Source organism: Rahnella perminowiae (genome assembly GCF_019049695.1).
In the GTDB taxonomy this organism is placed as follows: Bacteria; Pseudomonadota; Gammaproteobacteria; order Enterobacterales; family Enterobacteriaceae; genus Rahnella; species Rahnella perminowiae.
The window spans coordinates 93,281-106,886 of sequence record NZ_JAFMOT010000182.1; the positions used below are offsets into that span (position 1 = coordinate 93,281).

The 13,606-nt window shown below is 47.3% G+C and carries 10 protein-coding genes; 4 read left to right on the forward strand and 6 right to left on the reverse strand.

The genetic code is table 11. From position 1 onward, the window contains the following. The first annotated feature begins 286 nt into the window (after positions 1 to 286). Positions 287 to 1,663, forward strand: a complete 1,377-nt coding sequence (locus tag J1781_RS17020; RefSeq protein WP_129952554.1) for an APC family permease — start codon at positions 287 to 289, stop codon at positions 1,661 to 1,663. A 668-nt stretch (positions 1,664 to 2,331) separates the two neighbouring features. On the opposite strand, the gene sbcB is transcribed toward J1781_RS17020, so the two are convergent. From sbcB to J1781_RS17040, 4 genes are all read right to left on the reverse strand, one after another. Then, positions 2,332 to 3,759: an exodeoxyribonuclease I gene (sbcB, locus tag J1781_RS17025; protein WP_217233915.1), complete on the reverse strand. Its 1,428-nt coding sequence runs from the start codon at positions 3,757 to 3,759 to the stop codon at positions 2,332 to 2,334. A gap of 499 nt (positions 3,760 to 4,258) precedes the next feature. Next, on the reverse strand, positions 4,259 to 6,283 hold the full coding sequence (locus J1781_RS17030; protein ID WP_217233916.1) for a hypothetical protein: 2,025 nt from the start codon (positions 6,281 to 6,283) through the stop codon (positions 4,259 to 4,261). Further along, positions 6,270 to 7,262: a glycosyltransferase family 2 protein gene (locus J1781_RS17035; RefSeq protein WP_217233917.1), complete on the reverse strand. Its 993-nt coding sequence runs from the start codon at positions 7,260 to 7,262 to the stop codon at positions 6,270 to 6,272. The genes J1781_RS17030 and J1781_RS17035 overlap by 14 nt, the downstream gene beginning before the upstream one ends. After that, positions 7,259 to 7,597 carry a GtrA family protein gene (locus J1781_RS17040; RefSeq protein WP_129991271.1) on the reverse strand — a complete coding sequence of 113 codons (339 nt, stop codon included), beginning with the start codon at positions 7,595 to 7,597 and terminating at the stop codon, positions 7,259 to 7,261. Before J1781_RS17040 ends, J1781_RS17035 begins: the two co-directional genes overlap by 4 nt. Positions 7,598 to 8,282: 685 nt before the next feature. Between J1781_RS17040 and J1781_RS17045 the strand changes: the two genes are divergently transcribed. Both J1781_RS17045 and J1781_RS17050 read left to right on the forward strand, forming a co-directional pair. Then, a complete protein-coding gene (locus J1781_RS17045) occupies positions 8,283 to 9,380 on the forward strand; it encodes an FUSC family protein (RefSeq protein ID WP_129952558.1) in 1,098 nt (365 codons plus the stop codon). Positions 9,381 to 9,547: 167 nt separating this feature from the next. Beyond that, complete coding sequence (locus tag J1781_RS17050) at positions 9,548 to 9,880, forward strand: DUF496 family protein (RefSeq protein ID WP_013574907.1); 333 nt, start codon at positions 9,548 to 9,550, stop codon at positions 9,878 to 9,880. A 56-nt stretch (positions 9,881 to 9,936) separates the two neighbouring features. Here the strand turns inward: J1781_RS17050 and J1781_RS17055 are convergent, their stop codons facing one another. After that, positions 9,937 to 10,896, reverse strand: coding sequence for a D-2-hydroxyacid dehydrogenase family protein (locus J1781_RS17055; RefSeq protein ID WP_217233918.1), 960 nt, complete (start codon positions 10,894 to 10,896; stop codon positions 9,937 to 9,939). A gap of 93 nt (positions 10,897 to 10,989) precedes the next feature. Next, entirely contained in the window at positions 10,990 to 12,093 is a 1,104-nt protein-coding gene (locus J1781_RS17060) for an ABC transporter ATP-binding protein (RefSeq protein WP_129952560.1), read from the reverse strand. A 276-nt stretch (positions 12,094 to 12,369) separates the two neighbouring features. Between J1781_RS17060 and J1781_RS17065 the strand changes: the two genes are divergently transcribed. Beyond that, positions 12,370 to 13,596, forward strand: a complete 1,227-nt coding sequence (locus J1781_RS17065; RefSeq protein ID WP_129952561.1) for an extracellular solute-binding protein — start codon at positions 12,370 to 12,372, stop codon at positions 13,594 to 13,596. Positions 13,597 to 13,606 lie beyond the last annotated feature (10 nt).

Below are 13,606 nucleotides of genomic sequence, written 5' to 3' on the forward strand. Positions count from 1 at the left end.
GAGGCCGGACCCAGATCCGGATAGATAACAAGGTTCGTGTGCGATCCCAAATTAAAACCGGTCGCCACTATGAGGAAATGTAACATGGGGCAATACTTCAAACCTGTACCGGTACCCGCCGGTGCTACTTTCAGCTGCGGCCACATTCGCACAGCCTTCATCTCCGCGTTCAGCGAGGTGAAGATCACTCCCCCGTTTACTGGTAATAACTCCCGAAGTTTTCCCTGTACGTTGCTTTCAGAGGCGTTTAAGCGCCCGGTATTTGCAATCCAGGGAGGGCTGAACCATGTCTGCTAATGCTACTGCCGCTCCGGCCACCCAGCGTGTACAACTGCGTAAAACCCTGACATTGGTTCAGGTTGTGATGATGGGCCTCGCCTATCTGCAGCCGATGACCATTTTTGATACCTTCGGTATCGTTTCCGGCCTGACCGATGGCCACGTTGCGACGGCGTATATCTTCGCGTTGATTGCCGTCCTGTTTACCGCCGTCAGTTACGGCAAGCTGGTGCAGCGATTCCCGTCTGCCGGTTCTGCTTACACTTACGCGCAAAAAGCTATCAGCCCGCACGTCGGCTTCATGGTCGGCTGGTCATCATTGCTGGACTATCTGTTCATGCCGATGATCAACATTCTGCTGGCGAAAATCTACCTGGAAGCCATCTTCCCGGGCGTGCCGTCGTGGATCTTTGTCGTAGCCCTGGTCGGCATGATGACCGCGTTCAACCTGCGTGGCATCAAAATCGTCGCAAACCTCAACAGCATCATTGTTGTCGTGCAGGTGGCGATCATGGTGGTCTTCCTGGGCTTGTTAGTTCGTGGCGTCTACATGGGCGAGGGCATGGGCACACTGGCAACGACTAAGCCATTCTTCAGTGAGAATGCGCATGTGGTGCCAATGATTACCGGAGCGACTATCCTGTGCTTCTCGTTCCTGGGCTTTGACGGCATCAGTTCGTTGTCTGAAGAAACCCCGAACGCGGGCAAAGTGATCCCGAAAGCGATTTTCCTGACCGCGCTGATCGGGGGCATCATCTTCGTGGTGGTGTCTTACTTCCTGCAACTGTACTTCCCGGACATCTCGCGCTTTAAAGATCCGGACGCGTCTCAGCCTGAAATCATGCTGTATGTGGCAGGCAAGTTCTTCCAGTCCGTCATTCTGTGTTTCAGCTGTGTAACCGTTCTGGCATCCGGCATGGCTGCCCACGCCGGGGTTTCCCGACTGTTATATGTGATGGGTCGCGATGGTGTATTCCCGGAAAAACTGTTTGGTTATGTGCATCCGAAATGGCGCACCCCGACATTCAACGTCTTGCTGGTTGGCGTTGTGGCGATGTCTGCGGTGACCTTTGATCTGGTTACGGCGACGGCGCTGATCAACTTCGGCGCGCTGGTGGCGTTCACCTTCGTGAACCTGTCGGTGATTTCACAATTCTACATTCGTGAAAAACGTAACCGTACATTCAAAGATCACGTCAATTACCTGATCCTGCCGGTGATTGGTGCACTGACCGTCGGTGCGTTGTGGCTGAATCTGGAATCGAGCTCGATGACACTGGGCTTAGTCTGGGGAGCGATTGGTCTGGGGTATCTGGCGTTTATCACCAAAGCGTTTCGCAAGCAGCCGCCGCAGATGAGCGGGGAAATAGCACCGGAAGCGTGATTTTTGCCCTTTGAAAAGGGCAGGAAACTTTCTTTGCAGATGGCGGCTCTAATTTGCAGAGGTCGTTGCAATTGCGACTTTTCAAATCTGATCGAGAATATTTCGGTTTCTCTCGAACGGTGATTATTTAACGTTTCGCGCCGAAACCGAACAAAGGGGGAAGTGCTTTCCCCCTTTGCATTCCCCCCGCTTTTTTCAACACGCGCTACCGCAGGCACGACGGACATATTTCCCGGCAATAGTGAGTGGCGTAAAATGTCATCGCTTCGCGATTCCCTCATTTCAGGTGTCGAGCCTTGGGTCTCGAACCGTTCATTCGGTGCCATTTTGAGCACGCCAATCCACATTTCTGGAGGATGAATTCAGTCCGCCATTGAATTTAAGATCGTGCGGGCGGTTCAGAAATCTTGCTGAACGGAGCGGCTTCGAGACCTTTGGATCGAAGACCGAGAGAAGGTACCGCGCAGCGGCAAGATTTCCAGCCTGTCGCAATAGCACCTGAAACATTGTAACCAGCGAAGCGCGCAGTAAAAAAAGCGAGGAGAGTCGAGAGAGGAAAAGCACTTTCCTCTCTCGTCGGTTTCGGCACAAAAAGCCGCATGACAACTGATTTTGAGAAACCGAAATTTTCACTATTCCAGAAGGAGTCGTTGGGGAATCCCCAAAAATTAACCCACCAGTTTCTTCCCATATTCAAACAGCGCCTTGAGAAGCGCTATCTTCTCAGCATCCCCCTCATGCAAGTTATAGAGCGATTCAAGCTCTAAAATGTACGCCTGCACACGTTCGTCCGTCAGTTTCTCCTGGCGATGCAACGTCCAGCGCTTTTGCTCGGCATCGGTAAGCGTGGCGGGGTAGTTGCGTGCACGGAAACGGAACAACAGGGGCTCAATGCGCGCATCGTTAAAAGTCAGATCCAGTGCGGGAAGGTTCTCCGGACGGGTTTCCAGAATGATGCGCATGGCCGCGCGATCGGCATCGCTGAAGAAACCGTCATAAAGGCGGGCGTCCACGTCATCGGACGGGGTAAAGGGTTCAGCTTCAGCAAACATCGCGACCACTTTCTCGCGCACCTGCGGATTTTGACGTAGCAATTGCAGATTTTCCAGGCAGCGCTGACGGTCGATCCCCAGGCGTTCGGCATTTTCCGGTAACAATGTCTTGGCCGGAGCCAGCACCGGACATTTATTGATATGCACCAGTTTGATCGGCAGCGGAGATTGTCCGGCCTGCAAAGCATCGCGGCGGCTGTACAGGCGTTCACGCATTTCATCAGGACTGAGATCTAACAACGTCGACATATCACCGGCGAGGTCACACATGATCACCGCATTCTTATTCTCAGGATGCCACGCCAGTGGTGCTACCCATGCGGTATTACCCCGTGCAGCGCCGAACATACCGGAAACATGCACCAGCGGCGCCATGGCAGGAATATCAATCAGGGTATTAAGTTTATGTTTGCTGCGGTGTTCAAGCAGAAAACTGAACAGACGCGGCTGCGCCTGCTTCACCAGTTTCGCCATGGCGATAGTCGCGTAAACGTCGGCCATGGCATCGTGCGCATTTTCATGTTCGATACCATTGGCTTTGGTCAGATGTTCAAGACGGAAACTCGGGAAGCCATCATCATTTTCCGGCCAGTTGATGCCTTCCGGACGCAGCGCATAACAGGCGCGCATTACATCCAGTAAATCCCAGCGGGAATTGCCGTTTTGCCAGCTGTAGGCATACGGGTCGTAAAAGTTACGATAAAGGATATTCCGGCTGACTTCATCGTCAAAACGGATATTGTTATAACCAACAATGCAGGTGCCCGGCACGCTGAATGCCTGGTGAATTTGCGCGGTAAACTCGGCTTCAATCACACCGCGCTCCAGGGCAATTTGTGGCGTGATGCCGGTAATCATCACTGCTTCAGGTTCAGGCAGATAATCATCAGAAGGGCGGCAATAAATCACCAACGGTTCTTCGATGATATTGAAATCTTCGTCAGTTCTTACCCCGGCAAACTGCGCCGGACGATCCAGCGCCGGGTTTTTACCAAAGGTTTCATAATCGTGGAAGTAGAACGTTTTTTGCGGCTTATCTGACATAATTTTATTGTGCCTAAATTCGTATGTATTTTACTGTCCAAACCAGTGTGTCAACCAGGCGTATCGCCACTCAGTATTCTATCAGATAGAGTCTGCTGAGTCCGGTTTGCCAACAATGCTCGGAGAAAAATGGTTTGTCTGTTTACATAACATTATCATGGCTCCCGGTGACAAATGAACTCTGTGAATTTTAAGGTATTGAATGGTAAGTAAACGAATTTTTAACATGTTAATAAGCTTGTGATACGTTTTTTCCACAGAGAAAACCTGTCTCAAAATATTTGCTTAGTAAGGATCCGGCCATAAATGGTGAAATTATTCTGGATAGTAACAGCATATATATTAAGACGAGCACATTATCCCGTTCAGAATTATATTTACAGGCGGCAGGATTATGATTGCTCATAAATATAGGGGGGAGGGGAGTGCGGAAGATTTTAACATCAGCGTGATTTTCGTTGAAAAAAGCCTTTGCTGTTTTAGCAAAGGCTCAGTATGTTTATTTTTTAACGATCATAATAGAGTCACATGAAGGGTTACCATGTTTATCTATCGTTAGGGTCGTAAGCATGTTATTAAATTTCCTTACATCAAGAGATGAAGAACCGTTGTTCTCGATATGGCTTGATATATGTCTTCCAGACATGTCGGAAATGGTGACATCCACACCATCAGCTGTTGAACACGTATTCCGGACTGATGAAATGAGGAGTTCATTAATGCCATTTAACGTCCAGGTTATTGTGGTCGGACGGCTTTCACCCGGATGTCCATAGAGAGTTCCATCATCTTCAATGTCTAATTTGCCCCACACATCACCTAAAGAAATCGATCCCGTTGAATAAGGAATGAACAGACTGGTGTCGTAAATCCCTTTCCATTGCGGGTAGCTGACATAATATTTTGAGATGAAATCCATCATTTCATCATAGGTAAACGGCCTCGTTCTTTCATAAACATAGGCGGTAGCCCCCTTTTCGAGTGGATAGCCATTTCCAATCCTTTTAAAAGCTTTTCCTATCCCCTCATTATTTAGCAACTCTTTTGCAGGAATTGTAATAACTTGCTGGCCTGATGGCGTTAAATGTGTTTGTACGGGATCAACAACGATGATGAACCTGGACATCAGTGCCGGAATGCTCAGCCCGTCTCTGAGATCAACCTGGGACATTCCAGTCAAATACTTACTCAATTTCAGATTTGAAAGTGTGTCGAGCATATTATCGTTAAGAACATCACTGGATGATAAAACAGTCAGTTTTTCAGTACTATGTAGCATGCTCTGAATATCAGAAGATAACCTGACATAGTTGCCATAGTTATCAACACGCATTGGTGTATATTTAGTAGGCAAATATTTTGAGAAGTCATTGATGTTTGTATTAAATAAGGACTGCTTATTAATGATAAGACAGATGATTATTGTTAATGAGACAAGAATGGCTTTAGAGACGGTAGAGTTCAGTTTGAAAAGGAACCATTTTATTGAAATGGCTGAAGCGATAAGTACCCATAATGCAAAAGGAAGGCAGTGATGCAAACCCGGTGATTGAGTTTTTGTAAAGATGAAAAAACTAAAAACTAAATTAAATAAAGAAAAAATGACTAAATATTTCTCTTTCGTTTTCTTAGTAAAAATTGATATGACTACTGATATTATAAAAAATGGAAATATGTACAACCCAATATCATGCAAAACGTTATAAAGAGATGATGCGACACTGGACTGATAAGCAGAATAGATAAACGAGTAATCAGTTGTTGCCACTCTGACAAGCAAGTTCCATTGCAATGCTATCGATAATAATATTGATACAATTCCAGATATAAAAAAGAAGGTGCAAATCCTAAAGATTTTTTTAAAACTATGTCCTTCTACTTTATAAATAAAATAATTCAGCACAGGTAAAGAGAGATACATTGAAATGACAGTATAGGCATACCATCTTCTGAGTAAAAATGGCGACCATAAAATAGCACCAAGGATGATCGCTCTTTTGATATTCAGTTTACCAGACAGATCTGTTTTACATGTATAGATAATCGCTGATATAACAAAGATGAGACCGCAAATATCAGGATAACCTCTGAGCGTAGGAGCCCAAAAAGCGACAAAAGTTGCAGGCAGGACCAGAGAAATAATTGTCCAGCAGACAGACTGCTTCTCAGAAAATTGTTTTAATAGGACTGAAAACAGAAGTGATACGGGGAGCAAATAAACAATGGACAGCGATAATATATAGGTGAGCCTACCCTCTCCACCAAAAGCGTAAAACAGGGAGGTGAAAGCAACGGGGAGGAGATTATAATCATCATTTTTTATCGACGAAGCAAGTCTCGACAGTGTCCCAACAGGATCAATAGAAAAACCCAAACTGAATTGTTGCCACAATCTCCAGTACCCATTGGAATCCCAATAATATATATTATTTTCCATCCCTACATAATGCATTGTAAGGTAAGTTACAAATAAAAGTACTACTGTAAAAAATATAGTACTCCTGAATTTGTTACTTAAACTCATTGTTATCACCACGCTTTTCCTCAACAAAAAAACGAGGTCTCCCTTTAGTTTCGATGTAAATCTTTCCAACATACTCACCAATCACACCCAGGCAGAGCAGTTGCACACCTCCCAGGAAAATGATTGAAATCATTACTGAGGTCCAGCCCTCAACAGTGCTACCTGTGATTTTTTCAAAAATTGTATAAATGGCTGTTATTATTGAAATAAGACAAGTAATAAAGCCCAGTGCAGATATCATCCTGAGTGGGGTTATAGTCAGCGATGTAATGCCTTCTACAGCTAATGAAAGCATCTTCTTTAATGGATATTTCGATTCTCCGGCTACCCGGTCATCTCTCGAATAATAAACCCTTGCTGAATTAAATCCTAATAATGGAACAATTCCGCGAATATACATATTCTGTTCTTTAAACGTAAGCAAACAATCGACAGCCTTTCGACTCATCAGTCTGTAATCAGCGTGATTAGAAACCTGATTTACTCCCATCTTTTCCATCAGTGAGTAGAACAGATTGGCACTTATTCTCTTGAATGTACTGTCGGTGGAGCGATCATCCCTCACACCATAGACAATATCATTACCTTCTTGATATTTTTCAACCATCGTTTCTATGCACCGAACATCATCCTGAAGATCGGCGTCTATACTTACCACAACATCTGCAGTTGTATTCGCTAAGCCTGCTATCAGTGCATTCTGATGGCCTCTGTTTTTAGAAAGTTTAATCCCAGAGACAAAAGTGTTTTTCTGACACGCTTCTTTAATCTGATCCCACGTATCGTCTTTGCTACCGTCATCAACAAAAATTATCTTGCTGCCTGCGCCGATTTTTTGCGTTGAAATTAAATTGCATAATACCTCGCCTAATACTTTTAGGCAGTGTGGGAATGCTTCTTTTTCATTATAGCATGGAACCACAATTTCCATTCTAGGAGGGGTATTATCGCATTCCTGCGGTATATCAAAATCGTTCATTTCATCACCCAAAATCTATTAAGTAGGAAGCCTGTTATGGTATAAAAAATCATCCCTATGATTTGCGAGAAAAAAGTGTAATCCGGGAAGAAGAATAATATGCATTTAATTGGAACAAGGTTAACAAGATAAGCAATTCCGCAAGTCACCAGAAATTTTATCAATCTGCTGAAGCTTGGGGTCGAATTAAATGTAAAGAGCGTATTTAGGATAAAACTGAATATTATACCAACTACGTAGCCAATAGCATTGGCCAAATAAATGTTCACATTGGCATACATCAGGGAAAATATAACGATACCTGTTAACCCTGTATTGAAAAGCCCAACAACCATATATTTAGCGAGTAATTTATTTGTGGACACTCTAACCTGCTTAAAACACGTACCGTAAGTTGATAGGTAATGGTAGTTAAAAATGTTAACTTAACAAGCGTTAACATAATTAATGTGATTATGTTATGGCTACCTAGGTGTGTCAGACTGGATTTTACTCAACACTACAGCAACCTGTCGCCAAGAGACCTCTCAATGTCCTCATACTTCACAGGCAAACCGAGGCTTCCGGCATTGCTGTATCTGTACTCTTATCCGTGTCGCTCAATTACAGTATTTGGTGAAAATTACGTCAACAAATTGATAGTGCTGCAATACATATATTTTCAACGAGATATAACGATCTATGGAATTTACTCTGTTACTCAAAAATATTGACTTGTTATTGTTAATAAATTTTCTTAATTTTGCGACCAGACTTAGAAGATAAGCACAAACCCCGTCTGATAAGCAGTAAATGCACCGAAGGATATTGTCACTGAGAAGAGAGTATTTTCCTTCCGAAGCTTCCTTTAACCCCATTCCAAAATACTGGTACAATCCAGGGCCGGTTGTTAAATAAATCCCGGAGGTCCGCTTTTCCGTCTCACCGTACCCAATCCCTGATAAAAACCAGGGTGATCCCCTCTGGTAACTCGGCTAAACTAGCGCCTTCTTTGTATTTATGCCTTACGGCAGGCTCAACGTGCGTCTCGACAAGAAAATTTCTCAGCTGGATAACATCATTTACCGTAATTACAGAGTCACTCACGCCCTGCGTATTGCGGTGGCGTTTATTCTGACATTCCTGATTGTCCGGCTGACAAAAATCCCTGAAGGCACCTGGCCGCTGATCACAATGGTGGTGGTGATGGGGCCGATTTCCTTTTGGGGGAATGTGGTTCAGCGGGTGCTGGAGCGCATCACCGGCACCGTATTCGGTTCACTCTCAGGGTTGATAGCCTTATGGCTTGAACTCTATTCCTTTCCGCTGATGTTGATGTGGTGCGGGATTGTGATGTTCGTCAGCGGTTATCTGACTCTCGGCAAGCGTCCGTATATGGCGCTGCTGATTGGGATTACGCTGGCGGTCGTGTGTGGCGCGGGACCTGGCGATATGAATACTGCACTGTGGCGTTCCGGTGATGTGATTTTCGGCTCCCTGCTGGCACTGCTTTTCGCCAGTATTTACCCCCAGCGCGCGTTTATTCACTGGCGCATGCAGATGGCCGATTACCTGATGTCGCTGAATAAACTTTACAGCGCCTGGCTGTCGCCGAACATGCTTGAACGCCCGCAGTTGCACGGTAAAATGAAAACCACGATGGGGCAGATGGTCAAAATGCGTTCTCTGTTTGCTCCCGCCAGTAAGGAATCGCATATTCCGCGTGAAGTGTTTGACGCTATCCAGACTCTGAGCCGTAATCTGTTGTGTACTCTTGAACTGCTGGCCGATGCCTACTGGAGTTCGCGCGAAAGCCATTTCCTGATGCTTAATGCCCGCACGCTGCGCAGCGCGCAACGGCTGATGCTCGATACGCTGGAAAAACTCAGTCTGATGCTGATGAACGGTACCAAAGGTGATGAACTGACGATCAATCATCAGCTGAATGAATCTGCAGAAGAACTGAAAGCGCTGATGGCGGAAATGAATGCCGCACACCATCTGGAAGCGCAGGTGTACGGCTATGTGTGGCTGAGTTCGCAGGTCGCGGAACAACTGCGGGCGATGGGAGACCTGATCACCATGACGATGCAAAAAGAAGACGCTCAAATAAGCAGCGTTAAAACGCCAAAAGCATGAAGGGATTTTTGTCTGCGGTCTAAAACGGGTAAGATGGTCTTATTGGACGATTATCTGAGCGCACCGCCCGATCTTTGCTAGTCTTCCTGCTAACTGCCGGTAAGGCAGACCAAGCGGTTGCGACAAGTCAGTCACTGAATCTGTGTAACTTAATCGAAGGTGTTAAAATGGACAATATCAACAAGCCGAGTTTCCAGGACGTTCTGGAGTTTGTGCGCATTTTCCGTCGTAAAAACAAATTACAACGTGAAATTGCTGACAACGAGAAGAAAATCCGTGACAACCAGAAACGCGTTCTGCTGCTCGATAACCTGAGTGATTACATCAAACCAGGCATGAGCATCGACGAAATTCAGGCGATCATTGCCAGCATGCGCGGCGACTATGAAGATCGTGTTGATGACTACATCATCCGCAATGCAGACCTGTCGAAAGAACGTCGTGAAATGTCCAAGAAACTGAAAGCAATGGGCGAAATCAAAGCCAACGAAACCAAGTAATTTCGTCGCCGCTGAAAGCAAAAACCGGGTGGATACCCGGTTTTTTTACGTTTGCACTAATCCAGCACACGCAGCGGCTTACCCGCCAGAAATGACCGGATATTCTCGACCGCTTCGGTGAAGTACACCTGATAATTACTGTCGGCGACATAACCCAGATGGGGTGTCGCCAGCACGTTCGGTTGCGTTCTGAAAGGATGATCGGCCGGCAATGGCTCGGCATCAAAGACATCAAGTCCGGCACCGGCTAACTGACTGTTTTGCAGCGCACTGAGCAGGGCGGGTTGATCGACAATGGCGGCGCGCGACGTATTGATCAGCAGGGCAGAGGGTTTCATCTGTGCCAGTTCTTTCGCACCCAGTAAGCCGCGTGTGCGCTCGCCGAGCACCAGATGAATGGAAACCACGTCGCTGGTTTGCAGTAACGCTTCTTTTGATGTGCAGAATTTTACGCCATGTGCTGCGGCGTGTTCTGCAGTCAGATTATGACTCCACGCGTACACCTCCATGCCAAAGGCCTGCGCGATATGGGCCACCTTCTGGCCAATTTTCCCCAGCCCCAGCAGACCAAGCTGTTTACCGCTCAGGCCGACGCCCAGCGTGCTTTGCCACGGGCCGTTGTGGCGTAGCGCATTATTTTCCGTGACCAGATGCCGTGCCAGCCCGAGGATCAGGGCCCACGTCAGCTCAACCGGCGCGGCCTGTCCGCTGCCGGTGCCACAGACCGTCACGCCATGTTTTTTCGCAGCGACAAGATCAACCGACGCATTACGCATGCCGGAAGTGATCAGCAGTTTCAGATTGGGCAGGCGGGCAAACAGTGCAGCGGTGAATGGCGTACGTTCACGCATAATCACCACAATGTCGGCATCTTTCAGCGTTTCAGCGAGGGCATTTTCGTCGGCAATATGTTCTGTCAGCGCACGGCATTCCACCTGTGGTGCAAGTGACTGCCAGTCAGCCAGCGACAGGGAAACATTCTGGTAATCATCAAGAATCCGGCAGTGAAGTGGCATGGAAATCTCTCATATGAAAATCATGATAAAGAGATATAACACTGAAACAGCCGGGAGGTGAAGTCTCCCGGCAACGCGGCCTGAAAAGATTAATTAATGCAGATGAGAAAGGCTGGGCGCGCTGATGCGCAGGCCGTCTTCGCTGAACACCATACAACGTTTGGCATCAAACCAGGTGGTCAGGCTCTGATAAGGGTTGAAAGCCATGTCGCCCGGCAGCAGCATTTTAAAGCCATCAATGCCATAACACTGACCAAACAGATACGTGCTGTTGCCCAGCCGCTCTACCACTTCGCAGTTAAATTCCAGCACGTTTTCGGTTTCCTGCGACAGCAAATGTTCAGGGCGGATCCCAAGCGTGACTTTATCACCCGCCGACAGTTCAGAGGTGCTCAGTGCCAGTGTCAGGGTCTTCTCCGGCGTCAGGCGTACTTCGAGCTGTTCCGGCTGCCAGCGGATCACTTCAGCAGGCAGGAAATTCATTTTGGGTGATCCGATAAACCCCGCGACAAACTGATTCACCGGATTGTAGTAAAGATCCATCGGTGCGCCCATCTGCTCGACTTTGCCGTAATTCATCACCACGATTTTATCGGCCAGTGTCATGGCTTCAGTCTGATCGTGTGTCACATACACCATGGTGGTTTTCAGTTCCTGGTGCAGCTTGGAAATGTGTAACCGCATATCCACACGCAGCTCTGCATCAAGGTTAGACAGGGGCTCATCGAACATAAATACCTGCGGATTACGTACAATCGCACGTCCGATGGCGGTTCGCTGGCGCTGTCCGCCGGAAAGCTGTTTCGGTTTTCTGTCCAGCAGATGAGAAAGCTGCAACGTTTTGGCGACCATCTCCACCTGATGACGAATTTCTTCTTTCGGCACGCCGTTGACTTTCAGCCCGTAACCCATGTTTTCTGCAATGGTCATGTGCGGATACAGCGCGTAAGACTGAAACACCATCGCCACACCACGCCGGGAAGGATCGACGTCATTCACCCGCTGCTCGCCGATGTAAACGTCTCCTTCCGTAATCTCTTCCAGCCCGGCAATCATGCGCAGCAGGGTGGACTTACCGCATCCTGATGGCCCGACGAAAACGGTGAATTCGCCGTCTTCAATATCAATATTGATGCCATGTAATGTCACTGTTTTATCAAAACGCTTGACCACATTTTTAAGTCTGATGCTGGACATGTGAGACCTCATAAAGAATTCATACCGCTGATGTTTCGGACTATAACCACCTTGTGTAAGCGTTTGCACAAGCGGGTTCGAATTTTGGAGAGAAGATCACACAATGCGCATCTTTTTGTAGTGATTTATAGCTTGTAAGTTTAACGTATAACATAGTTTTTAAGGCGACATTAATCAGTATTAAATCAGCTTTTATGGGGTTTGGTACAAAGATTTTAGATTGAGTGTCGTTATAAACCCTACAAAAATGTTATACCTTCACATCCAGGAGCAACAATGAAAATTACACACCTTACTGCCTTGGTACTGATGTCGTTAAGTCTGAGCAGCCAGGCCGTCCGGGCAGCCGGGGGGCAACTGCTTATCTGGGAGGATATTAAGAAATCTTCCGGTATTTCCGACGCGGTGAAAGATTTTGAAAAAGAGAACAATGTCAAAGTCGTTGTGCAGGAAACGCCTTATGCACAACAAACGGAGAAATTACGTCTGGATGGTCCGGCAGGCATCGGCCCTGACGTCGTCGTGATCCCTAATGATCAGCTGGGCACGGCCGTGGTACAGGGGTTACTGGCACCGCTGAATCTCGACAAAACGTTTCTTGCCAGCTTCACACCACCGGCGTTAAACGCCTTCCAGCTTAAAGGACAAACCTACGGTGTGCCGAAAGCAGTCGAAACGCTGGTGCTGATTTACAACAAAGATTTACTGCCGCAGGCACCGGCGACCCTCGACGAATATTACACCTTCTCCAAAGCCGAAAGGGCGAAAGGCAAATACGGCCTGTTAGCCAAGTTTGACGAAGTGTATTACGCCTATGGCGCGATGGCTTCCATGGGGGGCTACATTTTCGGTAAAGATGCGAAGGGTGAAATCAACGTTGAAGATATCGGCCTGAACAAACCGGGCAGCATTGAAGCCATTACTTATCTGAAGAAATTCTATGCCGACGGGTTATTCCCGGCAGGGATTGTCGGTGATAACGGGCTGAACGCTATCGACTCGCTGTTTACTGAGAAGAAAGCGGCTGCGGTGATCACCGGCCCGTGGGCCTTCCAGCCATATGAAGCGGCGGGTATTCACTATGGCGTTAAAGCGTTACCGCTGCTGCCAAACGGCAAACCGATGAGTTCATTCCTCGGCGTGAAAGGTTATGCGGTTTCAACTTACAGCAAGCAAAAACCGCTGGCGGAGAAATTCATCACCTTCATCAACCAGCCGAAGTACGCCAAAGTGCGCTACGAAGTGACCAAGGAAATCCCTGCTCTGACGGCGCTGGTTAACGATCCGATGATTAAAAACGATGAAAAAGCCAACGCGGTGGCAGAGCAGTCTACCCGCGCGACGGCCATGCCGGGTGTACCGGAAATGCAGGAAGTGTGGGGCCCGGCGAATAACGGTATTCAGCTGGGTGTGACCGGCAAACAACCGGTTGATGCCGCGCTCAACGATGCGGTGAAAAATATTCAGATGCAAATCGAAGCGGCGAAAGCCAGCAACGAGTAACCGGTAACGC